General features: G+C 40.6%; 16 protein-coding genes, 2 tRNA genes, 3 rRNA genes and 1 other RNA gene. 4 read left to right on the top strand and 18 right to left on the bottom strand.

Annotated features, from left to right (window positions below):
- Window positions 1-2 precede the first annotated feature (2 nt).
- Genes NQ542_RS01925 through NQ542_RS01885 form a run of 9 tightly spaced genes read right to left on the bottom strand, consistent with a single transcriptional unit; the run spans window position 3 to window position 10,493 of the window.
- Complete coding sequence (locus tag NQ542_RS01925; RefSeq protein ID WP_005636570.1) at window positions 3-878, bottom strand: hypothetical protein; 876 nt, start codon at window positions 876-878, stop codon at window positions 3-5.
- Between the two features lie 11 nt (window positions 879-889).
- The gene (locus tag NQ542_RS01920) at window positions 890-2,071 is read right to left on the bottom strand and encodes a glycosyltransferase family 4 protein (RefSeq protein ID WP_005636572.1); all 1,182 of its coding nucleotides are present in this window, start codon (window positions 2,069-2,071) and stop codon (window positions 890-892) included.
- A gap of 9 nt (window positions 2,072-2,080) precedes the next feature.
- Entirely contained in the window at window positions 2,081-3,247 is a 1,167-nt protein-coding gene (gene wecB / locus NQ542_RS01915; RefSeq protein ID WP_005636575.1) for a non-hydrolyzing UDP-N-acetylglucosamine 2-epimerase, read from the bottom strand.
- A gap of 11 nt (window positions 3,248-3,258) precedes the next feature.
- Window positions 3,259-4,050 carry a LicD family protein gene (locus NQ542_RS01910; RefSeq protein WP_005636576.1) on the bottom strand — a complete coding sequence of 264 codons (792 nt, stop codon included), beginning with the start codon at window positions 4,048-4,050 and terminating at the stop codon, window positions 3,259-3,261.
- Window positions 4,037-5,296, bottom strand: a complete 1,260-nt coding sequence (locus tag NQ542_RS01905) for an oligosaccharide flippase family protein (protein WP_005636578.1) — start codon at window positions 5,294-5,296, stop codon at window positions 4,037-4,039. Before NQ542_RS01905 ends, NQ542_RS01910 begins: the two co-directional genes overlap by 14 nt.
- Window positions 5,297-5,313: 17 nt before the next feature.
- Complete coding sequence (locus NQ542_RS01900) at window positions 5,314-6,252, bottom strand: ornithine cyclodeaminase (RefSeq protein ID WP_005651542.1); 939 nt, start codon at window positions 6,250-6,252, stop codon at window positions 5,314-5,316.
- 18 nt (window positions 6,253-6,270) lie between these two features.
- Entirely contained in the window at window positions 6,271-8,079 is a 1,809-nt protein-coding gene (locus tag NQ542_RS01895) for an aminotransferase class I/II-fold pyridoxal phosphate-dependent enzyme (RefSeq protein ID WP_005636582.1), read from the bottom strand.
- A 7-nt stretch (window positions 8,080-8,086) separates the two neighbouring features.
- On the bottom strand, window positions 8,087-9,691 hold the full coding sequence (locus tag NQ542_RS01890; RefSeq protein WP_005636584.1) for a GumC family protein: 1,605 nt from the start codon (window positions 9,689-9,691) through the stop codon (window positions 8,087-8,089).
- A 1-nt stretch (window position 9,692) separates the two neighbouring features.
- On the bottom strand, window positions 9,693-10,493 hold the full coding sequence (locus NQ542_RS01885) for a polysaccharide biosynthesis/export family protein (protein WP_005651544.1): 801 nt from the start codon (window positions 10,491-10,493) through the stop codon (window positions 9,693-9,695).
- Between the two features lie 190 nt (window positions 10,494-10,683).
- On the opposite strand from NQ542_RS01885, the gene NQ542_RS01880 reads away from it, so the two are divergent.
- The gene (locus tag NQ542_RS01880) at window positions 10,684-11,523 is read left to right on the top strand and encodes a CvfB family protein (protein ID WP_005636588.1); all 840 of its coding nucleotides are present in this window, start codon (window positions 10,684-10,686) and stop codon (window positions 11,521-11,523) included.
- A 724-nt stretch (window positions 11,524-12,247) separates the two neighbouring features.
- Here NQ542_RS01880 and rrf read toward each other — a convergent pair.
- The 7 genes from rrf to NQ542_RS01845 all read right to left on the bottom strand — a co-directional run bounded on the left by rrf (window position 12,248) and on the right by NQ542_RS01845 (window position 20,436).
- Window positions 12,248-12,358 (bottom strand): 5S ribosomal RNA (gene rrf, locus NQ542_RS01875).
- A 99-nt stretch (window positions 12,359-12,457) separates the two neighbouring features.
- Window positions 12,458-15,333, bottom strand: a 23S ribosomal RNA gene (locus NQ542_RS01870).
- 149 nt (window positions 15,334-15,482) lie between these two features.
- A tRNA-Ala gene (locus NQ542_RS01865) sits at window positions 15,483-15,556 on the bottom strand.
- Window positions 15,557-15,566: 10 nt separating this feature from the next.
- Window positions 15,567-15,643, bottom strand: a tRNA-Ile gene (locus NQ542_RS01860).
- Window positions 15,644-15,798: 155 nt separating this feature from the next.
- Window positions 15,799-17,329 (bottom strand): 16S ribosomal RNA (locus tag NQ542_RS01855).
- Together the 16S, 23S and 5S rRNA genes with 2 tRNA genes alongside form the textbook arrangement of a ribosomal RNA operon.
- A 531-nt stretch (window positions 17,330-17,860) precedes the next feature.
- On the bottom strand, window positions 17,861-18,721 hold the full coding sequence (locus tag NQ542_RS01850) for a sigma-70 family RNA polymerase sigma factor (protein ID WP_005641668.1): 861 nt from the start codon (window positions 18,719-18,721) through the stop codon (window positions 17,861-17,863).
- A gap of 143 nt (window positions 18,722-18,864) precedes the next feature.
- A complete protein-coding gene (locus tag NQ542_RS01845) occupies window positions 18,865-20,436 on the bottom strand; it encodes a Do family serine endopeptidase (protein WP_005641657.1) in 1,572 nt (523 codons plus the stop codon).
- Between the two features lie 419 nt (window positions 20,437-20,855).
- On the opposite strand from NQ542_RS01845, the gene rnpB reads away from it, so the two are divergent.
- The 3 genes from rnpB (at window position 20,856) to NQ542_RS01830 (ending at window position 24,057) form a co-directional block, all read left to right on the top strand.
- An RNA gene (gene rnpB / locus NQ542_RS01840) (RNase P RNA component class A) lies at window positions 20,856-21,213 on the top strand.
- Window positions 21,214-21,307: 94 nt separating this feature from the next.
- Complete coding sequence (locus NQ542_RS01835; RefSeq protein WP_005651296.1) at window positions 21,308-22,666, top strand: YihY/virulence factor BrkB family protein; 1,359 nt, start codon at window positions 21,308-21,310, stop codon at window positions 22,664-22,666.
- Between the two features lie 35 nt (window positions 22,667-22,701).
- A complete protein-coding gene (locus tag NQ542_RS01830; protein ID WP_005640877.1) occupies window positions 22,702-24,057 on the top strand; it encodes an MATE family efflux transporter in 1,356 nt (451 codons plus the stop codon).
- A 37-nt stretch (window positions 24,058-24,094) separates the two neighbouring features.
- Here the strand turns inward: NQ542_RS01830 and NQ542_RS01825 are convergent, their stop codons facing one another.
- Both NQ542_RS01825 and NQ542_RS01820 read right to left on the bottom strand, forming a co-directional pair.
- Window positions 24,095-24,640 (bottom strand): nitroreductase family protein, encoded by a 546-nt coding sequence (locus tag NQ542_RS01825; RefSeq protein WP_005640880.1) that lies wholly within the window; start codon window positions 24,638-24,640, stop codon window positions 24,095-24,097.
- Window positions 24,637-25,239 carry a riboflavin synthase gene (locus NQ542_RS01820; RefSeq protein WP_005640882.1) on the bottom strand — a complete coding sequence of 201 codons (603 nt, stop codon included), beginning with the start codon at window positions 25,237-25,239 and terminating at the stop codon, window positions 24,637-24,639. The genes NQ542_RS01825 and NQ542_RS01820 overlap by 4 nt, the downstream gene beginning before the upstream one ends.
- Between the last annotated feature and the right edge of the window lie 5 nt (window positions 25,240-25,244).

Genomic DNA, 25,244 nt, shown 5'->3' with positions numbered 1-25,244 from the left:
GTCTACAATGTGTACTTTATCGGATGCTTACCTTCATGAGTGTTTTCAGTAAAGGATATATGCCCGACTTTTCCATCTAATACTATTACAGGTAAGACTTTCACACGTTCAAGAAAGACTTTACTATCCGAAAAGACCACAATCTGCTTATTTTTATTTTGGTCTATAATCAGCCTAATGCCTTTTAGGCAACGTTGTATTAAATTCTCTCGCTTATCTTCTGTTAGGCTATTAAACTGATCTTTCTCGAAATTTTCTAAAGCATTAACAAATCGTAAATGAACAGCGACATAACCAGAACTATCTAAACTGCAACAATTCAAACATTCATTCAATGCTTGAGAAGGCTTGAATAATTCCAAAAATAAATTTCTCCATACAGATTCAGCATCTAAGACATGATTTGAAGATATAATATCATATCCTATATAACAATAAACATGATACTGCTTAATAGTTTTACTCAGTCTAGGTATTTTTCCACTACCATTATACGGTATAAGCCGAACATTCTGCAAGCTATAACTTAATTCGGACTGATTAGCTATCCAATTATACTTATTCACAGACAAATATTCTTCCAATTTAAATGGATGATTAAAAATCACTTTAAAATCAAACCCGTTTATTTTAGCCACATAAAACAATCCAACAATTGCCTTAAAACGATCGACTAATCCTGGATGTTTGATATTTGGATCTATAATAAAATAAAGAGTATTACCCGATACTTCACGATCTTTTTTAAAAGAATACAACTGCCAATAATAGTGTAAATTTCTAAAATAATACCGTAGGCTATTAACTGTTGTCTGAAAATATTTACGATAATATCGACTACCTCTAAGAATATATTTTATTTTTTCCAAATAACCCATTATAAACCGAATTATATATTTGAATACAAACTCTTCAATTTTATTTCATTTGCATGCCAAAGCCTACTTTTAAATATATAATTTTTTATTGTTGCAGAGGCATTTTCCTTATTTTCTTTATAAGAATGAATCTTTAAATTCAACTCATCTATCATTTCTGATGAAATATTTTCTATCTCATCCAAAATCATGCCGTAACCACTATCTTCAACAAGGACTTTGGCATCTCCCGAATATTTCGTTGCAATAACCATTGCTCCTACAGCCATATACTCTGCAATTTTAGTCGGAGAAGCATTTATATTCACCAAACTATTATGTCTCAAGACAAAACCAGCATCAATAATGGACAAATATAAGGGAACCTGTTCATATCTCAAACTCATACAAAGACAGTCATTCCCCAACAATTCTATTTTTTTTGCGAAAGGAGTCAAATCATCATTTGTATATATACATAAAAAGTATCTATCATCTTTCTTTTTTAAACGTAAAAAAATATCTAATGTTTCTTCCACACATTGCCACTTCTGCAACCCTCCTAAATAACATAAGACAATACGCTCTTTCAAATGCATTTTCTCACGCAAAGCGATCATCTGAGCCGGATCTATATGAAACTTTTCACTATTAAAACTACAAGGTAAAATAGAAAATGGACAATCATAAGAGTAATATTTCTTTAGATTATTTGCCAAATTATTCGACACGGCTATTATTCGTTGTGAACGAGACAATGCATAACAAACATCTTTTTCAGCACGATTTATTGATGATTTCGTCCTTCCATTCATTTGTAACTCAGGTACAGGATCTGCATGAAAATCAGTCACGACCAAAATATTTTTCTTCAAATATCTGACACATGAAGCCGAAAGCGATGTCTCTAATTGAATTAACTCTATATGGTTACACTTTACAATAATCCAAGTTATTACAGCCCGAAGCAATGCTGCTATCCCTCCTAATCCCCAACGATCTGGTAATGTAAATATAAAATATGATTTTATATTCGAAGGCACACTTTTTTTATTTAAAGCCAACAAAGAAAAATCTTTCTTGAAAAAAGCCAACAAACAAACATCAAATCCAATAGAATCCAAGGATTGAAGCATATTTAATGTTCTGACTTTATCACCTCCATCACCACGCAAAGGATATCCATTATGAATAACTAATATTTTTCTTTTCATAAAAACGATTTACAATAAAATATTCACAATAGACTGACTGGTTTTTCCATCTCCATACGGATTTTGAGCCTTTGACATTTGTCGATACAAATCTTTATTTTCCAGTAAATCAGAAACATTATCTATAATTGAATTATAACCTGTTCCTACCAATTTGACAGTCCCAGCCTCCAATGCTTCAGGACGTTCAGTCGTATCCCGCATAACCAGCACAGGCTTTCCTAATCCCGGAGCCTCTTCCTGTATTCCACCACTATCAGTCAAAACGATTGTAGAGTGATTCATCAAATAAACAAAAGGAAGATAATCCAATGGTTCTATAAGAAATACATTTGTTAGGGTTTCTTTATGGCTTTCACCCAATATTTCAGCAATCGGCTTCCGTACATTCGGATTCAAATGCATGGGATACACAAAATCTACCATGGAATATTTCTCAGCCAAAGTCTTTATCGCCTTACAAATATGGATAAATCCTTCACCGAAATTTTCTCTCCGATGTCCTGTAATTAAAACCATTTTCCGCTCTCCACTCTTCCACAAAGATAATAAAGAAAGAGGAATACCTACGCGCTCTAATACAAATTGAATATTTTTCTCTATATCTTTTCTTACCCCGATTTGCTCTAACACTAAATGCAAGGCATCAATAACAGTATTTCCAACAACATAGATATTACCGTCTGCAACACCTTCTCTTTGTAAATTTCTCCGACTCAATTCAGTTGGTGCGAAATGAAAAACAGCAATACGGCTTGTTATCTGCCGATTCATTTCTTCAGGCCAAGGACTATAAATATTATGAGTTCTCAACCCTGCTTCTACATGTCCTACAGGTATCTGCTGATAGAAAGCTGCTAATGCTGCTGCAGAAGAGGTTGTTGTATCCCCATGTACTAATACGATATCCGGCAATTCTTTTTTTAACACATCACGTAAGCCTAACAAAACACGAGAAGTTATGTCATATAAATCCTGCCCTTGCTTCATTATATTCAAGTCATACTCAGGTTTGACATCAAAAACATGTAAAACTTGATCCAACATTTCCCGATGCTGGGCAGTAACACAAACAACAGTCTTAAAATTTATCGTATCTTTTTGAAACTCTTTTACCAATGGACACATTTTAATTGCTTCCGGGCGAGTTCCAAAAATAAGCATCACTTTTTTCATTTTCGATTATATTATTCTTTTATATCCACATTATTTACATGATAAGTTATTTTACTCAAATCTGGCAATACCATATAATCTCCATATAAATAGGACAAATAGCCATCAGTATTAGCAGGAGCTGGAAAAATTTTTCCCTCAAAAGACACCTCACTTAGTGGAAAAATATTGTCCAACAACCTTACGCCCAAAAAACCTGATCCTAATCCCAATCGGTACTCTTTTGTATGAGATAACTTAACAATCATTCGAATGCAGGGATAAAGTATATAAGTCAAAAAGAACAACAAACACCTCATTACTCCTTTTTTTATCCCTAATCGGTCATTTTTTAAATAAGAAAGTCTATAAATATATCCATGAAATTTAGATGCAATCCATGCCATCCGATAATTAACAGGCTCTATATAAAAAATATCAATATAAACCCCATTATATTTGTAATTTCTACCAATATTATTCACTTCTGATATATAGGAATCCGTTTCCCTTAATTTTGCATAAGGGGCAACATAGTTACTATCAGTGTGCATTGTTTGAAGCACCAAATTAGAGGGCAATTCAAAAGGCAAGACTTCCATCAATCTTTTATAGTCCCGATATAACATCTCTATGTCCAAATCATCATCCCAAGGTATAAAACCTCCATGACGAACAGCACCTAACAATGTTCCCGAACTAAGCCAATAGCGTATACCATGTTTCCTACAAACTCTATCTACGAACTCTAAAATGCGAAGCATCTTCATCTGATGAAGTCTCAGCACTGAACCTTCTGGATTAAAACGATTAAACCCGTCCATAAAGCATAATTAATTTATAACGGTTACAATAATATAGCCTATAAATAGCTATTACAAATTCTGCAAAACCTAAGGCTAGTGCAAAATTAATAATCGAGAATGAATTTGTAAAATATAGTACCATATAAATTACAATTAAGACGAAAGTCGAAAGAACTACACTTCGATTAAAAGGCTTGGAATAACCAAAAGAAACCAGCACTGGCGACCCTGTGAAAGAAGTAATGCCTCCACTAAAAATGAACAAACTAAAAACATGTAATATATCAACAGATTCAGGCAACTTACCATCCGATAAAACAAAAACAGCAAATGGAGCAAGAATATATACAATTACAATGATACAGCCTGTAGCTAATAAAATCAATCGAAAACACTTATTGACAAATTTCCGATCAAGTGTTTTTGCAATATGAGGAAACAAAGCTTGATTCAACATTTGTAAAGGGACAAGTGCCGTCATTGCAATTTTTTGGGCCAAATCAAAAACTGCAACTTCATGCATTGAAAAGAAAATTCCACAAATCGTCTTTGCCATACTTGCATTAATCACAACTGATACACGAGAAACAAAAAACGGAACGCTCTCTTTAAAATACCGCCTAATCGATTCTATAGTTGGCACAAATAAGGATATCTTTTCTACCCGAATTAGCATAAAAAAGGAAATAACCCCTGATAAAAGCCACCCTAAAGACTGAAGTAATGGTATCAGTAAATAATCACTTTCATTTTTAATGAAAATAAAGACTGTAACAGTATAAAAGAAAATAGAAGTAAAACGAATCAAAGTAATATATTTCATCTTTTCTACCCCTTGATAAAACCAAACAGGAAACAAAATTTCTGAAAGGCAAGATAAAAAAGACAATAAAAATAAAACATAATTATCTCTAAATTGCTTCACACATAATAATAAAACTCCTAATGCTAAAAAAGAAAGTATAAAAAGAAAAGCTTTAATAATCAAAACTGAAGATACAACTTCCGATAGCTTCTCGTTATCAGAACGATTTATAGAAACATTCTTTACAGCCGAAACATCCAGACCAAAGTTGATAAATATAATAAAATAAGAGATAATAGCCTGTGCAAAAACGACCAAACCGTACTTATCCGCACCAACTGTAGATATCAAATAAGGTAATGCTACAAAAGGCATTACCATTTTTAATATCTCAAGTACAGACAAATACGTTGTATTATGAACAATTACTTTGTATTTATTATCTTGACCAAACTTCATTGCTATTCATAACTAATTCATACCCAAAACTTCTCGCTTAACTTATCCGAAGAAATATCTGGTAATGAATCTTTGACCTTGTCGTATACTTGAGAAGCAAAATAAATATCATGCAAAGCAATACCTATATTATAAGCCAAAATACGCTCCTGATCTGAAGTTCTACCCGGATTCTGCTTTAACAATATACGGGCGAACTCATCAAACTGTTTAAACTGATTAAAATATTTAAATCCTTCTACATGAGCGACATCATCAGCAAAAATCTGATCGAAGAATAAATCGCAATTCTGAAATCCACGCGTATGAACCGGTACGACCAATACTCCCGACTTAAAACATGTATCCGATGCAAACTGACCATGTGCAACAGTTACGCAAGATACAACCACATCTGCACCTGTAATCAAATCTTCCACATTTTCAAAAATAGAAAAATTTAATCGAGAATATTCTTTAAAGCGCTTCATGAACTCCAGCTCTTGCCCTTTATAAGACAAAAGACGAATGTTCAACGGCCCCTCTAACACAGCCATCAAGCACAACAGTGTTGCCCGAGCAGTGTTGCCTAGTCCCATAAATGCATATTCCCGAGCTGAAGAAGTCCTCAAATACTGTATGGACAATGCCGCAACAGCACCAGTACGCATCGCAGTAATCCAACTTCCATCCATCAGTGCCAAAAAATCACCATTTGTCGCATCATACAACAAAATATCACTAACCAATGCAGGCTCACGTTTCGGAAAACGAGAAACGACCTTAACCCCAAAACGTCCACAAGAAGGCAAATAAGATGGCATCGTATTAAAAAAGACATCCGGTTCTATTGTCATACTAATTTTATGAGGTAAACAACTATCATATTTCATTCTTAATGCTGTTTCTACCCACTTTACACAATCAGCCGGAGATATGGAAAGATTTCGTATCGTTTCAAAGTCTATTATTTTCATTGCCATCTTTTTTAACAATTATAATTCTTTTAATGCATCTATTAAACGTTGGTTGTCTAAAGTTGAACGTACTGCTATTCGTATATATTCGCCATTTCGGAAGGCCTTCTTCGTTCCACAGTCTTTTATTAAAATATTATATTCATTCAAAAGTAATTCAGTCAATTCTTTAGAAGAATATTTACTAATAACCTCACACAAAAAATAGTTTGCTTGTGAAGGTATGACACGTAGATAACCTATCTGCTGTAAATCCACATAAAAACGATCTCGCTCACGGATAAACAAACGACACGCCTGTTTATAATCCTGTTCATATTTATTAAATATCTGCATATAAAACTCTGCAAATGAATTAATATTCCATATCGGAACATTTTTGCGTACACGATCGATCAAAAGCAAATTTGATGAAGCTAAAATTCCTAACCGTAACCCTGGTACTCCGTAAGATTTGGATATACTCTTCACAACCACCAAATTAGGGTTTTCTTCAAGTATTTCATTAGTCAACAAAGTATTATCCACTGATTGTTCAGAAAAATCGACAAACGATTCATCGACAACCAATGTTACCTTCTTATCCTTACACCATTTAGCTAAATGAACTACATCAACTTTTGAAATATAATTTCCAGAAGGATTATCCGGATTAATCAATAAAATAGCAGCAACCTCACGAACTGCAAAAAATGCCATCAAATCATCAGCTGTATAAGAAAAATCTTTATTCTGTGGGACATAAGCAATCACCTTATCTTCCTGCATACGATTAGGATACTCCTCAAAAGTCGGATAAACAACACCCAAGCAACCTGTTAATTCATCCACTAAATACTTAATCAATTCGGCAGCACCATTTCCCGGACAAACATATTGTTGTGCCAATCCGAAATATTTCGCAATTAATAGAGAGTTTACATTCAGCCCAGAAGGGTACTCACTTAGTAAAATATCAAAATTAGCCCGCATCTCTTTCTTCATCTTCAAAGAAGGAAAGAAAGGATTAACCAAATAACAAAAATCCAACAAAGAAGGGAATCTCCAATAACCACCATATCTTTTTTGATAGCAAGCCAACTGATTCTCCTTTTCCGCAAAAATAGTTTCAGCGTTACTTAAGTCTTGAATATCGTCAATTTCATACCACTTTTCACCGTGAAGTGGCAACGCCTTTAAATCTGGCTTATCCAACAATGCAATTACACGCAAGACCTGCTCGTAATATTCGTTATTACCCAATGCATTTATATATGCATCCAAAAATGGAACATAATGAGTTCTTGAAAACTCTTTACTGAATTTATAGATATTGACTGTCTTATAATAAAATTCTTTATGATCAAAATTGAATGCTTTTTTTACAACAAAGTTTAGAATGTTATTGTCATTATCCAACATCACAACTGTACCATCCATCCAACTTTCATACTTGGCTACTAATGCAATATTAGGAAATGGATCTGATAAAATTTTATCCAACACCTTGTCTTCAAAAATAAGATCAGATTCTATAAGTAAAGTATCATCCTGCTGCAACTGTTCTTTTGCTAAAGACAATGAATAGATATTATTTGTTTTATCATAAATCGGATTTGTAATGTATTCAATCGGTAGCCCCTTATATGAATCACCAATAAAACTACGAAGTTCCTCTCCCTTATAGCCGATTACCATAATAACCTTATTCAACTTCAATTTAGAGAATTGATCCAAAACACGTTCAATTAAGGTCACACCATTTACCCGAATCATACATTTCGTATTATTCTGAGTAAGTTCCCCCAAACGCTTCCCCATCCCTGCGGCTAATATAATAACTTGCATATAATTCTCACTTTCTTTTATAAATATCTATCAAATCTCGTAATTGCTGTTTTGCGAACAAATATCCCATTGGAATTACAATTGTTAAAATCAGAAATCCTAAAACTGCAAAAAGTTTTCTTGGAGCTACAGGACGATATTTAGCAACTGCAGCATCTACAATAAATCCCTTATCACGCTCTTGACCTAAAGACAAAGCTACTTCTTCTCTCTTCTGTAAAAGTATTAAATACACTCCTTGAAGAATTTCCTGCTGTCTTTTATAATCAAGATACTCTCTTTCGTATGTAGGAACATAGTCCATTTTACTCATAATTGCTTTTTCTTGAGACTTAAGATCATTCAATACAAACTGAGAGCTTTTTCGTGCATTATCAATAGCCAAAACAACCCCATCTCTCAATTTGTCTATCTGAGAATCAGCTATTTCAGACAAAGGATTCACTGAGTTTGTTGATTTAGTTATTTTGTCTCTTTCCATTAAAGCCTCATTATAAGCAGATATAGCTCCACCTTTTTCGCCATCAGCAGACAACATGGCAGGAATTACACTATACTTATTTTTAGGATCCTTCACATAAGTATCTAACAAATTAATGATATGATTCTGCGCCTCATATTCAATAATTTTTTCTCGGATATTTTTCACTGCATCAGCATAAAATTGAACATCATATTCTATATCTGTCAATTTATTCTTAATTTTATAAGTTTCAATAGTGCGCTCAATACCATTAAGCTCTTGTAAAACACCATTGATACGAACATCTAAAAAAGTCATAGCTTTATGTCCTTCTTCTTTTTTTACAGACTCAGAACTATTATTATACTCATCCATCAAAGTATTCAACAGATCCTTGCCCCGTTTTCTTGAATAGTCCGAATACAATAGTTCCAATGTATTGGCATTTTTTGAAAACTCTTCAACAGTTATTGCCTCTGCCAAATCTTCTGCCATCCAACCTGCCGGAGATACAGATATGTTCAAAGAAAAAGGCTTTTCTATTTTCTTCGTCACATCTCCTTCTGTTCCATATAATATATCAAATACACCTTCTGGCACTCGAAGCTGAGCAGGTAAAGAGGCAAAAGAATACTCTTTACCGGTTTCTTTCATTTTTATTAAAACAGCACCATTTTTACTTACCTCTATTTTAAATGAAACAAAACAGTCCAAATTTTCTTGAGTCAAAGAGTCCGGAATAATTAACAAAGGAGAATCTTCATATAAAGAAATCAATGAATATGGTTTCTTATATGTAACATTTAATCCCAAACGGATAATAACTTTCTTCAACAAATCATTAGAAGACATTATAGCAATTTCATCATCTATATTGACGGCACCCCCCGAAATACTTCCCAGTCCAAACGATTTCATTAATCCGGCAGCCTCTCCCAATCCCATGCTTCCACCACTACCAAGATTTTTATCTTCTTGAATCTTTATTCGAGCCACAAATTCATAAGTTTGAGGATAAAGCACCATATATAGTATTGCGCAAACTAATGAAATACAAGCTGCAACTAAAAAAACTTTCCAATGATATAAATAATCTACTATTATTTTTTTCAGACTTATAGTCTCACTATCTTTCTGCATATTTTCCATATTACTTATTTGTTAAGCTTAACACCATCGCAACAATCACAGACAAGGAGCTGATCACTGTCGAAAATAAAGATATTGTAAACTGACGATCCGAACTAGTTCTTGCACGTTGCTTTGTTTTTATAGGTTCTACATATACTATATCATTTTGCTTCAAATAAAAATATGGCGATTCGAATATGTTTGGGTTGGTAATATCCAAACGACATGTTTCTTTTAATCCATTGTTATCCCGTATTACCAAAATATTTTTCCTATTTGCAGTAAGAGGCAAATCTCCAGCCATACCTATAGCGTCAAGAACTGATACCCTATCTCTTTTTACCGAATATGAACCAGGACGCGAAAATTCTCCCATAAGTACTATTCTAAAATTAAGAAGCTGAACATTCACTAAAGGATCTTTCACATATTTAGAAATCTTTGATTCCAATTTTTTGGAAATTTCTTGACGAGTCAATCCCGCTACATGAACCTTTCCTATAATAGGAAAATTTATACACCCATCTTCATCTACTAAATAAGTATACATTGACTCAGAAGCAATCAATGGCTGTTCTCCTTGTGATGAATATGCAAACACTGGCGGATTAAAAGGTGTAACGGCAACAGGATCCCAAGCCGTAACATTAATTGACAAAAGATCATCATTCTCTATTTTAATCGTATATGCTTGGCTCATCTCTGCCAATTCATCAGGAGTTAAATCATCTATACCCTGAAAATAAATCACATCTTTTGGTGCTTTACATGCACACATCAATACACAAAAAATGGCTAATAAATAATATTTCAACCTCATGCTATTATTAAGTATTTCTAAATTAGAACTGCAAAGATACAACTTTCAAAGGAACCGTCCATCTAAAAACTCCTTATAAAAACTATTACAACTATAACGATGCAAATTTTGTTATATTGCTGCTTGAGAAATAAAAAATATAGGATATTAGGCTATTTTCCCGTACTTTTGCCTCAAAATAAATAGCGAAATGGTAGAAATAGGAAAATATAATACATTAAAGATCATAAAAGATCTGGACTTTGGAGTTTATCTGGATGGTGGAGATGGGATGGAGATACTTTTGCCGGCCCGTTATGTGCCAAAAAATGTAAAACCTGGAGATGAAGTCGAGGTTTTTATTTACCACGACAATGAAGGCAGGCTGATTGCAACGACAGCCAACCCACTTGCTCAAGCAGGAGAATTCCAGTTTATGGAAGTGAAATCAGTTAATAATACAGGTGCTTTTTTAGAATGGGGATTAATGAAAGATTTATTGGTTCCATTTAAGGAACAAAAAATGCCCATGCGAGAAGGAAAATGGTATTTGGTATATGTACACGTAGATCATGTAACTGGACGTATAGTTGCCTCCGCTAGAATCGATAAATATTTAGACAATGTAATCCCCAATTACTCCTTTAACCAGGAGGTCGATTTGTTGGTTGCAGAAGACACAGAAATAGGCTATAAAGTAATCATCAACAATACTCATTGGGGATTGGTTTATCACAATGAAGTTTTTCAACGCTTGGAAAAAGGAGAACATCTAAAAGGGTACATCAAAGAAGTCAGAAAAGACGAAAAGATAGATGTCAGCCTTACCCCCTTAGGATATCAAAAGGTAGAAGGTATTGCCAAGACTATTCTGGATTCACTCAAAGCTCAAGGAGGATATGCGGCCGTCCATGACAAAAGTGAACCTGAACTTATTTATTCCCTATTTCGCTGCAGCAAAAAAGCATTCAAACAGGCAATCGGGGCTCTTTACAAACAAAAGATAATCAATATCGAGCCTGAAGGAATCCGATTAATCGATAAAGAGTAATCACAAAAATATATCCATTGCAAAACTCATGCTCATATCCCGTCACGCCCCCATCAAGTGACCACGATAACGGTCGACATGCCGACTTTTTCCAATAACTCAGAGAGTAAAATCCGATTGTTTCAAAAATAAACAAACAAATACTTGCATAGTAAAAAAGGAATGCCTACGTTTGTGCATCCAAGTCCTTGACTAAGAAAAAATATGTAACCTTGACTATGACTTCAAAAAAAGAATTTGTTAATCGAAGCGTTTGCTATCTTAATAAGATCTTTTATGCGGGGGCTCTCAACACTGAGAGGCCCCGTTTTTTATCAGACCCTCCCGCTCCTAGAATGCATCTTCCGGAATCCCGGATTCTGGATTCCTGCTTGTCGGACGATATGCCTTCCATTTGTAAGGCTGGTTAAACCTCTTCATTGAACGGCCTTCCTTAAGCCTCTTGTCGTACACCGCGTGTCCTCTATACTCCCAGTGTAGAATTCTGATCCAAGTCGGGCTTTCTCCACTGAACGGTCGGATCATTTATCCCCCCATTCGTGCACCTGCCGGATCTTGGGACATTACAATACGAGCATTACATGCAAATCAAACATAACGTCGTGGAGGACAAACTCGCCATCCAAAAACACGATCTCTAAAGAATGGGCTGTCGGAAACGAAAAAAGCCGACTCAAAACTGAATCGGCTTCCTTCACGGAGAACTTTCGCTCTCACTCCTAAAAAACGGCGGCTATCTACTCTCCCACTTTTACGCAGTACCATCGACGTGGTTGGGCTTAACTTCTCTGTTCGGAATGGGAAGAGGTGGATCCCCAACGCTATAACCACCTTAATACCTCTTTGTAAGATTTTGACTGGACAACCCCATTACCTGAAGTAACTAATAGAAACATATGGCATCAGCCATCTGCTGATATATCAACCCTTACATGATCGAAAGTCTCGGGCTATTAGTACTACTCGGCTTCGACATTGCTGCCCTTACACCTGTAGCCTATCTACGTCGTAGTCTACAACGACCCTCTAGGGATATCTCATCTTGAGGCTGGCTTCGTACTTAGATGCTTTCAGCACTTATCCAATCCAGACTTAGATACCCGGCGGTGCACCTGGCGGTACAACCGGTAAACCAGTGGTCTGTCCAACACGGTCCTCTCGTACTAGTGTCAGAGCCCCTCAAATATCCTACGCCCACGATAGATAGAGACCGAACTGTCTCACGACGTTCTGAACCCAGCTCGCGTGCCACTTTAATGGGCGAACAGCCCAACCCTTGGGACCTTCTCCAGCCCCAGGATGTGACGAGCCGACATCGAGGTGCCAAACCGCTCCGTCGATATGAGCTCTTGGGAGCGATCAGCCTGTTATCCCCGGAGTACCTTTTATCCTTTGAGCGATGGCCCTTCCATGCGGAACCACCGGATCACTATGCTCTAGTTTCCTACCTGATCGACTTGTCTGTCTCCCAGTCAAGCACCCTTATGCCATTACACTCTACGACCGGTTACCAATCGGTCTGAGGGTACCTTTAGAAGCCTCCGTTACTCTTTTGGAGGCGACCACCCCAGTCAAACTACCCACCATACAGTGTCCCCGCTTCTGCGGGTTAGAACTCAAACAACCAAAGGGCCGTATTTCAACGGCGACTCCACAAATACTGGCGTACCTGCTTCACGGTCTCCGGCCTATCCTACACATCGATTGCCCAAATTCAATGTAAAGCTATAGTAAAGGTTCACGGGGTCTTTTCGTCCCATCGCGGGTAATCGGCATCTTCACCGATACTACAATTTCACCGAGCTCACGGTTGAGACAGTGTCCAGATCATTACACCATTCGTGCAGGTCGGAACTTACCCGACAAGGAATTTCGCTACCTTAGGACCGTTATAGTTACGGCCGCCGTTTACTGGGGCTTCAATTCAAGCCTTCTCTTGCGATGAGCTCTCCTCTTAACCTTCCAGCACCGGGCAGGTGTCAGGCTGTATACTTCATATTTCTATTTCGCACAGCCATGTGTTTTTGTTAAACAGTTGCCTGGACCTATTCTCTGCGCCCTACCTCTCAGTAGGGACCCTTTATCCCGAAGTTACAGGGTCAATTTGCCTAGTTCCTTAACCGTGAATCACTCGAGCGCCTCAGTATTTTCAACCCAACTACGTGTGTCCGTTTACGGTACGGGTACTTTATGAATATGCTTAGCGGATTTTCTTGGGAGCCTGATTACGTCCATTTTGCCTTGTGCAAGCACGCGGCATACTGTCAAGGTCGACTCTCCCTGCGGATTTGCCTACAGGAATCTACATCTACACTCTTCAACCACCTATTCCGTCAGATGGCAGGACTTTCACTTCTCCGTCTCCACATCGCTCCATAAAGTAGTATGGGAATATTAAACCATTCTTCCATCGGTATCGCCGTTCGGCTTAACCTTAGGTCCCGACTTACCCTGATCCGATTAACGTTGATCAGGAAACCTTAGTCTTTCGGCGAGGAGGTTTCTCACCTCCTTTATCGTTACTTATACCTACATTTGCGTTTCCAAAAGCTCCAGCAAAGGTCATCCTTCACCTTCGACGCCGTTGGAATGCTCCCCTACCATGTATTTCTACATCCATAGCTTCGGTAAACAGTTTATGCCCGAGTATTATCCACGCCGGACTCCTCGACTAGTGAGCTGTTACGCACTCTTTAAATGAATGGCTGCTTCCAAGCCAACATCCTAGCTGTCTCTGCAGTCCGACTTCGTTAGTTCAACTTAACTGTTATTTGGGGACCTTAGCTGATGGTCTGGATTCTTCTCCTCTCGGACGCGGACCTTAGCACCCGCGCCCTCACTCCTTATCAATATATAGCACGCATTCGGAGTTTATCTGGACTTGATAGGCGGTGAAGCCCTCGCATCCAATCAGTCGCTCTACCTCATGCTATACTAAATAAAGGCTGCACCTAAATGCATTTCGGGGAGTACGAGCTATCTCCAAGTTTGATTAGCCTTTCACCCCTACCCTCAGTTCATTGGAACACTTTTCAACGTATACCCATTCGGACCTCCAGTTGGTGTTACCCAACCTTCATCCTGACCAAGGGTAGATCACTTGGTTTCGCGTCTACTCACTCCGACTATCACGCCCTATTAAGACTCGCTTTCGCTTCGGCTCCGGGCCTGAAGCCCTTAACCTTGCCGGAGAAAGTAACTCGTAGGTTCATTATGCAAAAGGCACGCCGTCACAACTTACGTTGCTCCGACCGCTTGTAGGCAGACGGTTTCAGGGACTATTTCACTCCTCTGTTCGAGGTGCTTTTCACCTTTCCTTCACAGTACTGGTTCGCTATCGGTCTCTCGGGAGTATTTAGCCTTACGGGATGGGCCCCGCTGATTCACACAGAATTTCTCGTGCTCCGCGCTACTCAGGATTCCACTAGGCTTCGTTAAAGAGTCGTATACTGGGCTTTCACCGTCTACGGCCGTTTGTTCCAAAACGTTCTACTTCCTTAATCTCTTGCCACAACGTGGTCCTACTACCCCGACAATGCCTAAACATCATCGGTTTGGGCTGTTCCGCGTTCGCTCGCCACTACTTGCGGAATCACTTTTGTTTTCTTCTCCTATGGGTACTTAGATGTTTCAGTTCCCCACGTTCGCCTTCCTTACGGAATGACTGGCCTTCTACCAGCCGGGTTGCCCCATTCGGAAATCTTGGGATCAAAGGTTATTTGCACCTACCCCAAGCTTATCGCAGCTTATCACGTCCTTCATCGCCTCCGAGAGCCAAGGCATCCACCGTCTGCCCTTGCTTACTTTCTTTATCACTGACACTGCTTCCTTTTATTGCTAAAATTGAAGCCCGTGTCGGATTGATATATCTTCAGCTTGCTCTATTTTTTTGTTACTTTACTTTTTTGAAGTTGTCCAATACGTCAAAGATCTTTTTTTACCCCTTACGGAGTTTATCGTGGAGAATAACGGATTCGAACCGTTGACCCTCTGCGTGCAAAGCAGATGCTCTAGCCAGCTGAGCTAATCCCCCGTTTTTCAACTGGTAGTCCCAGGCAGAGTTGAACTGCCGACCTCTACATTATCAGTGTAGCGCTCTAACCAACTGAGCTATAGGACTGTCAACCGTTATGTGCCTGAAATTTTCATCTCAGCATCATCTTTCTCTCTATATACTGGTCTTTCCAGTTTAAGATCATATATATATACATATTCAACCGTAGTACCAGAGAGCTACATACCTCATCGGACTTAATCTAGAGATTCCAGCTCCAGAAAGGAGGTGTTCCAGCCGCACCTTCCGGTACGGCTACCTTGTTACGACTTAGCCCCAGTCACCAGTTTTACCCTAGGCCGATCCTTGCGGTTACGGACTTCAGGTACCCCCGGCTCCCATGGCTTGACGGGCGGTGTGTACAAGGCCCGGGAACGTATTCACCGCGCCATGGCTGATGCGCGATTACTAGCGAATCCAGCTTCACGGAGTCGAGTTGCAGACTCCGATCCGAACTGAGACATGGTTTGGAGATTAGCATCCTGTCGCCAGGTAGCTGCCCTTTGTCCATGCCATTGTAACACGTGTGTCGCCCCGGATGTAAGGGCCGTGCTGATTTGACGTCATCCCCACCTTCCTCACAGCTTACGCTGGCAGTCTCACCAGAGTCCTCAGCTTCACCTGTTAGTAACTAGTGATAAGGGTTGCGCTCGTTATGGCACTTAAGCCGACACCTCACGGCACGAGCTGACGACAACCATGCAGCACCTCGTAATCTGCTATTGCTAGAAGGAGTGTTTCCACTCCGGTCAGACTACGTTCAAACCCGGGTAAGGTTCCTCGCGTATCATCGAATTAAACCACATGTTCCTCCGCTTGTGCGGGCCCCCGTCAATTCCTTTGAGTTTCACCGTTGCCGGCGTACTCCCCAGGTGGATTACTTAACGCTTTCGCTGTAGAGCTTACATTGTATCGCAAACTCCTAGTAATCATCGTTTACTGCGTGGACTACCAGGGTATCTAATCCTGTTTGATCCCCACGCTTTCGTGCTTCAGTGTCAGTTATGGTTTAGTAAGCTGCCTTCGCAATCGGAGTTCTGCGTGATATCTATGCATTTCACCGCTACACCACGCATTCCGCCTACCTCAAACACACTCAAGTAACCCAGTTTCAACGGCAATTTTATGGTTGAGCCACAAACTTTCACCGCTGACTTAAATCACCACCTACGCACCCTTTAAACCCAATAAATCCGGATAACGCTCGCATCCTCCGTATTACCGCGGCTGCTGGCACGGAGTTAGCCGATGCTTATTCATAGGGTACATACAAAAAAGGACACGTCCTCCACTTTATTCCCCTATAAAAGAAGTTTACAAACCATAGATCCTTCTTCCTTCACGCGACTTGGCTGGTTCAGCCTCTCGGCCATTGACCAATATTCCTCACTGCTGCCTCCCGTAGGAGTTTGGTCCGTGTCTCAGTACCAATGTGGGGGACCTTCCTCTCAGAACCCCTATCCATCGTCGGTTTGGTGGGCCGTTACCCCGCCAACTGCCTAATGGAACGCATGCCTATCTATCAGCGATGAATCTTTAACAAATATTCCCATGCGGGACCCCTGTTTTATGGGGTATTAATCCGACTTTCGCCGGGCTATCCCCCTCTGATAGGTAAGTTGCATACGCGTTACTCACCCGTGCGCCGGTCGCCATCAATCTGTATTGCTACAAATCATGCTGCCCCTCGACTTGCATGTGTTAAGCCTGTCGCTAGCGTTCATCCTGAGCCAGGATCAAACTCTTCGTTGTTGATTTTGTTTATACCTTTTGCTCAGAATCTCTATCTGTCTATTGTAGTCTTGACGGTATGTCAGTATTCCTACTACGTCTCTTGTACTACTTGTTGATATGTAATGCTTTCAAAGAACTTTTTTTCGCTTTCTCTTAGCGAACGTGGGTGCAAAGATAATAACTTTTATTTTTAACTTCCAAATTTTATCGGAACTTTTTTCAAAAGTTTTTTGTTTCATCATTTAAACACCTGCGTTCTCTCTCGAATGCGGATGCAAAAGTAGTGCTTTACAACATATCCACCAAACATTTCTGCAACTTTTTTTCACCCGGTTGCTATCTCTTTACGCTAACTCCTGAACCTCTGAACGTTACAACTGCAACTTCTTTTATCTCTCACTTTACAACAGTTTATGGATATACGGAATGATTTTATAGATCTTTATAATGTACATGACAACCATAAGCCTAAACCTAAAAAAACAAGGAAAGCCCCTATCCTGACGGATAAAGGGCTTTTTAAATCCTTTTGTCTTCCTCCGGAGGAGGTTAACCTAAATACGATTTGAGGAGCTTGCTACGCGTACCTTGTCTTAGTCTTCTAATTGCTTTTTCCTTGATCTGGCGGACACGCTCTCTTGTGAGGCCAAATTTGTCGCCAATCTCTTCCAATGTCATTTCCTGACAGCCTATACCGAAAAACATTTTGATTATCTCACATTCTCTTTCGGTTAATGTAGCAAGGGCTCGATCAATTTCTTTTGCCAATGACTCGTTCATTAACGACCGGTCTGCGATAGGAGCATCATCGTTAACAAGCACATCCAAAAGACTGTTGTCTTCGCCTTCCACAAACGGAGCATCTACCGAGATATGTCTTCCTGACACTTTTAACGTATCAGAAATCTTATCCACCGGAATATCCAGTTCGTCTGCAAGTTCTTCAGGAGAAGGTCTGCGTTCGTTTTCCTGTTCGAATTTAGAGAAGGCTTTGCTGATTTTATTCAACGACCCCACTTGATTCAACGGAAGACGTACAATTCTTGACTGTTCTGCCAAAGCTTGCAAAATAGACTGACGAATCCACCACACAGCATAGGAAATAAACTTAAAACCTCTGGTCTCGTCAAATTTTTCAGCCGCCTTAATCAACCCCAGGTTACCTTCATTTATAAGGTCCGGTAAACTTAACCCCTGATTTTGATATTGCTTAGCTACAGATACAACAAAACGCAGATTCGCTCTGGTCAATTTTTCCAATGCTCTCCGGTCGCCTCTTTTGATAGCCTGTGCCAATTCTACTTCTTCTTCTACTGTGATCAGATCTTCACGGCCTATTTCCTGAAGATACTTGTCTAGAGAAGCGCTTTCGCGATTGGTAATGGACTTTGTGATCTTTAACTGTCTCATCCAATGTTTTTATATTGAGAATATCAGGGTGCAAAGATAATATTATTTTTATTGACAGAATTGGCTGGATGCACCCTACACCCAGCCAATTATAAACCTTTAACAATCTTCCCGCCAAATAAGACAAATATAACGTTATTTTATTATTCAGCCAGGTCTATAGCATATACTTTCGTACGTCCATTCGGGTAGAAACCTTTTACTACGATATAACGATCGTCCTCATTTCCTTTCAAAACCTTGTCAACTATTTTCTCAAGTTGTTCAGGAGATGAAATCTTCTGATCGTTTACAACCATGATAATGAAGCCTTTTTTGATACCGGCATCTTTCAGTTTACCATTCAACAAACCAGTCACTTCAATACCATAACTTACACCTAATTCACGTTTCTGTTCGTTTGTCAACGCGCTAAAAGCGGCTCCTAAAACTTCAGCACTGTCGGCGGCTCCTTTCACTACAGCCGTACTACCCTGTGCGTTACGAAGTTCCACATTAAATGTCTTGGTGCTACCATTACGGTCTACAGTAACCTGTACCTTGTCACCCGGACGATATTTACTAATCTGTTCCTGCAAAGCATTCGCAGATTTCACTTTTGCACCATTTACAGCAACAATCACGTCACCTTTTTCAATTCCGGCTTCCTTGGCAGTACTGCGATCTGCGAAATCAGCCACACACGCACCTTCGGAAACTTTTATCTTGGATTTCAAGGCGCTCAGCTCTTCTTTCTGTTTAGCCGGCAAGTTCGGATAGCCCAGCATGTCGGCGATGTCACCCACACTCATAATTTGGACACCCAGGATTGCACGCTGCACTGTACCATACTGCTTCAAGTCGTTTGCCACTTTCCCTGCAATACTGATAGGCACTGCAAACGAATAACCTGCAAAGTTTCCTGTTTCGGAATAAATAGCAGTATTAATACCGACCAACTCACCTTTCGTATTCACCAGCGCTCCCCCACTATTACCGGGGTTCACGGCTGCATCGGTCTGGATAAAGGACTCGATCTTGCTCTTGTCTCCACCTCCCATCGAGATACCACGCCCTTTTGCGCTCACAATGCCAGCCGTAACCGTAGAAGTCAAATTAAACGGGTTACCGACAGCCAACACCCATTCCCCGACTTTCAGTTTTTCAGAATCACCGAACGGAATGGTTGGAAGATCTTTCGCATCGATCTTAAGCAAAGCGATATCTGTCGTCGGATCGGTTCCAACCAATTTGGCTGCAAACTTACGATTGTCATTCAATGTCACTTCCAGCTCATCCGCTCCATCGATCACATGATTGTTCGTTATAATATATCCATCGGTCGAAATGATCACCCCGGAACCGGCCCCGACCCGTGGTTGCGGTTGCGGGCGTTGGAACCCTCCACGTCCTCCGAATCCGAAGAAATACTCGAATGGATCGACATACTGCGGCTGATTGCCTCCGTCGGCATATTGTTTGGCATTTGTCGTGGCCTTAATATGCACAACGCCATGAACCGTACTTTCTGCAGCCGTAGTAAAATCCGTATTCTCTGCAGCAACCGTGTTATAACCGGCTAACCGGATCGGCTGGTTGAAGGTATTTGCTGAGCCGGAAGTGCCAAATACCGGTTGATTCTTATTAATCAGGTAAGCACTCGTCCCAACAGCCGCCCCCGCACTGATTGCAGCCACGAGAACTATACCAAGCACATTTTTCCACATCTTTTTCATACTCTCATTATTTTATCAAACATTTAAATTTAACATTTTTCTTTCGACAAAGAAAAGTCAAAAATCGTGCGATTATTCCATTTGCAACTATTTTTTTATCACTTTTAACGGCACTCTGCAAGGGCTTAACTGCGATTAACAGTACTGTGTAATGCAAAGTACCTTTTTAACAATCAACTGTCTGCCAAATGGTCATACATTCAATAATATAACAGCAGGAAAGGCAGAATGTTTCCCATGAACCTGCCATCAGATATCTATGTAATTTATTTTCAACAATGTCGAACATATACATAGCATTATCGAAAACAAATTAGACTGGAAGAAAAGTAAAAGAGAACCATATCGAACCATTTTGATGTGGTTATCCCTATTTTCAATTTTCAATTGTCGATTAAAAGAATTACCTTTGTCGCATTGCAGTCTGCCGGTCTGTCGCTCGTCCTTCAGGACGGGAGGAACGTCCGGGCAACAAAGAGCACCATACTTCTTAACGGGAAGCTGTCCGTAAGGGTAGAGTAGCGTAACAGAAAACGACCGCCGGCCTGTCCGGTAAGGGTGAAAAGGTGAGGTAAGAGCTCACCGGGTCTTATAGCAATATAGGATGCCGTACGCCTTATGGGTTGTAAGGTCATGTATACCGGCGCATGTAGGATTGCTCGTCCGATGCCGGGGGGTAGACCGCTAAAGCTTACTGGTGACAGTAAGACGAGATAAATGACAGACACTCCTGTGCAAACGGGAGTACAGAACCCGGCTTATAGGCAGGCTGCTTTTTTATAATGTGCCAGTATACCAATTCAACAATATGCCAATTAAATGGTTTTCTATCGGTATATTGGCACATTTAATTTATTGGCACATCATATATATGAAAACAACCGGTAAAAAGACGCTCGGAGAACGGATCAACGCCCTACTGACAAGAATGATCCGTTTCGTCACTTACGACATTTGGCGGATCACCGAAAATGAAGTAAGCGGACTGAAAGAACTTTATATCAACATCATCAAGACAATAATTCTTGCAGTCAGGGGGTTTCAGAACGAGAATCTTCAAACGAAAGCCTCTGCCCTCACCTACAGCACCTTGCTATCCATCGTGCCTCTCCTGGCGGTTCTGTTGGGGATAGCCAAAGGGTTCGGCTTCCAAAACACCGTACGCCAGGAATTGTTCGACTATTTCCCCGGACATGAAGTGGAATTGACCAAGGCTTTCGAATTCGTGGAAAGTTATCTGGAGCAAGCACAAGGCGGCGTAATCATCGGGGTCGGCCTGATCCTGCTGTTTTATACAGTTGTCAACCTGATCTCATCCATAGAAGACACGTTCAACGACATCTGGCAAATACAGAAATCACGTCCGTGGTATCGGAAGTTATCCGATTATCTGGCCTTGTTCCTGATTTTACCGGTACTGATGACGGCGTCCAGCGGTTTATCCATCTTCCTGTCCACTTTGCAGAACTCATTTATCAGCCAGTACTTTTTCTTTACTCCACTGGTCGAACTGATACTGAACATAACTCCCTACCTCATTACGATCCTGGCATTCACAGGGCTTTATATTTCATTACCCAATACGAAAGTACGGTTTGTAAACGGCCTCGTGGCTGGAATCCTGTCAGGCATCGCATTCCAATTCTTCCAGTTTATCTACATCAGCGGGCAGATCTGGGTGAGCAAATACAACGCGATCTACGGTAGTTTTGCCGCCTTGCCCCTGTTGTTGCTGTGGTTACAATTGTCATGGCTGATCTGCCTGTTCGGGGCGGAAATCTCGTATGCTTCCCAAAACGTGAAGAAATTCAGTTTCGAGCGTGACAGCAAGAACATCAGCCGGCGATATAAGGATTTCCTCACGCTGCTGATAGCGTCCCTGATCGTAAAACGGTTCGTAAAAGGAGAAAAGCCTTATACGGCAGATGAATTGTCAGACGCTTACCGCATACCGATCCGTATCACGACACAGATACTCTATCAACTGACCGAACTGCACATCATTATCGAAGTCAATTACGGAGATGACGAACGCGTCGTTCACTACCAGCCGGCCATCGACGTAAACAAGATTACTGTCAGTTATCTACTGACACGCATGGACGAATACGGCTCGGAGAACTTCAAGATCGACACGTCCAAATTGTTCAGCAAGGAATGGAAAGCCTTGCTGAAAACCCGCGAGGACATGATTAAGGCGAATGACAACATTTTGTTGAAAGACCTTTGAACAATTGACAATGGATTATTGACAATTATTAAGGGATGGATAAAAGAAAAGGGAATACAGATCTGACAGAAGGGAAAGTATGGAAAGTGATCGTTCGCTTTGCATTGCCGTTGCTGGTCGGAAATCTGCTGCAACAGTTCTATAACATAACGGACAGCATTATTGTCGGACAGTTTCTGGGAAAGGAGGCACTGGCAGCGGTATCGGCTTCCTTTTTCATCTATTACTTCATCATTTCGCTCGTGATCGGTGTAGGAAGCGGTACTACGGTAGTCATTTCACAACTTTTCGGAGCCAAACAGTATCAAAAGGTACAACTTGCGTTTTCCTCCTTCTTCATATTCATGTTAGTCGGAGGAATAATACTATCCATTGCAGGGATTATTTTCGCCGAGCCGGTTTTCCGCCTGACCAATACGCCGGAAGAGGTTATTCCACAAGCGGTAGCCTATTTTCGCATTTACATAGGAGGAACATTCCTGTTCGTAACCTTCAATAGCATCATTTCGATTTTGCGAGGCGTGGGCGAGTCTGTTCGCCCAATGCTGTTCATTCTGATTACGACAGTCCTGAACATTGCGTTCGACTTGCTCTTCATACTCGTATTCAAATGGGGTATAGAGGGAGCTGCTCGTGCGACTGTCGTTTCGCAGGGAATCGGCATGTGTATAGCCCTGGCGTATGTAAACAATACGCACCCCTTGCTATCCATCAAAAAGCAAGATATGCTGTTCGACTGGAAACTGTTCAAAGAGAGCTTAAAAATCGGACTGCCGACAAGCGTACAGCAATGTGCGATCGCCCTCGGACTGATCGCATTGCTGGGGATCGTGAATAGTTTCGGAACCAATACACTGACAGCTTACGGGGCCGCCGGAAAGATAGACACGATCATCACTCAGGCTATCCTCACCCTATCAGGAGCGTTAGCAGCTTTCTGCGGACAAAATATCGGGGCCGGGAGACTGGACCGGGTGAAAAAGGGAGTACAGTTTACGATGTACACGAATATAGCCCTGGGACTATTAACTTTTGCCGCCGTCTATCTATTCGGCAACGAGATGATGAGAATTTTCACGAAAGACATAGATGTCGTGGCGATTGGAAAAGAATATCTGCTAATTATCGGTGGTTTCTTCATTGTACATGGGGCACTGAACGTGTACAACGGAGCACTCAGGGGAGCTGGAGATACCTTGTTCCCAATGATAACCAGCCTGGTCTGCCTCTGGCTGATCCGTATTCCCCTCGCCTATTATCTCAGTTCATGGTTGGGACGCAACGGAATCTGGTGGGCGATCGGTATCAGCATCACAATCGGACTAATCGTGACCTTCGTTTATTATAAGATAGGGTTCTGGAAGAGAAGAAGGAGGATTTATGAATTATGATTTCATGTTACACTGCATAAATCATAATCCATAAATCTCAGTACCGATTATAGCTAATCACTTCTTTCAGATCTTTACGTTTCTTAGGTCTGTCCGGTTGGGTAGAATAGCCGATGACGATGTCCAGCAAAACACGTTTGCCGGAAGGGATATCCAATAGTTTACGAACTTTCGTTTCATCAAACCAGCCGACAATACAACTCCCCAACCCTTCATCTTCGGCAGCCAGCACAAGATGAGCGGCCGTTATGCCGATATCCAGATGGGAGAAATTCTTGTCCTTGATCCACGAGCCGATACCTGCTGTCAGATTCGGCCTCTCCTCCACGACCAAGATATGTACGGGCGCCTGTTTGGTGAAATGGTTCATTCCCAAAACACGGTTCGAAGTTGCGTCTGCCACCCGATTCTTCAGTTCGGGATCATCCACCACAATAAAATGCCAAGGTTGGGAATTACAAGCAGACGGCGCGATACACGCCGCCTCCAGAATACGCTGTAATTTTTCCTTTTCCACCGGACGCTGCGTATCAAAAGCCCGGTCACTTTGGCGCCGGCTTGCTAAAGAGAGAAAATCTTTCATTTGAACTGCATCATCTTACTGATATACTTACCGACAATGTCGAACTCAAGATTGACGACCGTACCTTTTTCGATCTGGCAGAAGTTGGTGTTGTCATGCGTATACGGAATGATCGCTACCTGAAAACTATTCTGCTTCGAATTACAGACAGTCAGGCTCACACCATTGACACAGACGGAACCTTTCTCGACAGTTATATATCCCTGCTGCGCCATCTCTTGGTCGAACGGATATTCGAACGTATAATACCAGCTTCCATTTGCATCTTCCACACTTGTACAAACGGCAGTCTGGTCGACATGCCCCTGCACGATATGTCCGTCCAGACGTCCGTTCATCATCATACTGCGTTCCAAATTCACGAGTGAACCTGGTTTCAGCAGCCCCAAGTTGGAACGTTCCAGAGTTTCTCGCATGGCTGTAGTTGTGAATGTATCCCTATCTTTGCGAACCACAGTCAGGCAAACGCCATTGTGGGCCACACTCTGATCTATTTTCAATTCATCGACAAAAGAACACTTCATAGTGATATGAATGTTGTCCTTATCATGCTCAATCGCCACGACCTGAGCTGTTTCTTCTACAATTCCTGAAAACATAAGAT

Source organism: Parabacteroides merdae ATCC 43184 (assembly GCF_025151215.1).
In the GTDB taxonomy this organism is placed as follows: domain Bacteria; phylum Bacteroidota; class Bacteroidia; order Bacteroidales; family Tannerellaceae; genus Parabacteroides; species Parabacteroides merdae.
Note: the sequence above shows the minus strand (reverse complement) of the source record. Positions and strands in the feature narration are given on the sequence as shown.

Bases quoted from the DNA above. Each gene is read 5' to 3' on its own strand.
- NQ542_RS01925 (WP_005636570.1), bottom strand. From the start codon at position 878: ATGGGTTATTTGGAAAAAATAAAATATATTCTTAGAGGTAGTCGATAT.
- NQ542_RS01920 (WP_005636572.1), bottom strand. From the start codon at position 2,071: ATGAAAAGAAAAATATTAGTTATTCATAATGGATATCCTTTGCGTGGT.
- wecB (WP_005636575.1), bottom strand. From the start codon at position 3,247: ATGAAAAAAGTGATGCTTATTTTTGGAACTCGCCCGGAAGCAATTAAA.
- NQ542_RS01910 (WP_005636576.1), bottom strand. From the start codon at position 4,050: ATGGACGGGTTTAATCGTTTTAATCCAGAAGGTTCAGTGCTGAGACTT.
- NQ542_RS01905 (WP_005636578.1), bottom strand. From the start codon at position 5,296: ATGAAGTTTGGTCAAGATAATAAATACAAAGTAATTGTTCATAATACA.
- NQ542_RS01900 (WP_005651542.1), bottom strand. From the start codon at position 6,252: ATGAAAATAATAGACTTTGAAACGATACGAAATCTTTCCATATCTCCG.
- NQ542_RS01895 (WP_005636582.1), bottom strand. From the start codon at position 8,079: ATGCAAGTTATTATATTAGCCGCAGGGATGGGGAAGCGTTTGGGGGAA.
- NQ542_RS01890 (WP_005636584.1), bottom strand. From the start codon at position 9,691: ATGGAAAATATGCAGAAAGATAGTGAGACTATAAGTCTGAAAAAAATA.
- NQ542_RS01885 (WP_005651544.1), bottom strand. From the start codon at position 10,493: ATGAGGTTGAAATATTATTTATTAGCCATTTTTTGTGTATTGATGTGT.
- NQ542_RS01880 (WP_005636588.1), top strand. From the start codon at position 10,684: ATGGTAGAAATAGGAAAATATAATACATTAAAGATCATAAAAGATCTG.
- NQ542_RS01850 (WP_005641668.1), bottom strand. From the start codon at position 18,721: ATGAGACAGTTAAAGATCACAAAGTCCATTACCAATCGCGAAAGCGCT.
- NQ542_RS01845 (WP_005641657.1), bottom strand. From the start codon at position 20,436: ATGAAAAAGATGTGGAAAAATGTGCTTGGTATAGTTCTCGTGGCTGCA.
- NQ542_RS01835 (WP_005651296.1), top strand. From the start codon at position 21,308: ATGAAAACAACCGGTAAAAAGACGCTCGGAGAACGGATCAACGCCCTA.
- NQ542_RS01830 (WP_005640877.1), top strand. From the start codon at position 22,702: ATGGATAAAAGAAAAGGGAATACAGATCTGACAGAAGGGAAAGTATGG.
- NQ542_RS01825 (WP_005640880.1), bottom strand. From the start codon at position 24,640: ATGAAAGATTTTCTCTCTTTAGCAAGCCGGCGCCAAAGTGACCGGGCT.
- NQ542_RS01820 (WP_005640882.1), bottom strand. From the start codon at position 25,239: ATGTTTTCAGGAATTGTAGAAGAAACAGCTCAGGTCGTGGCGATTGAG.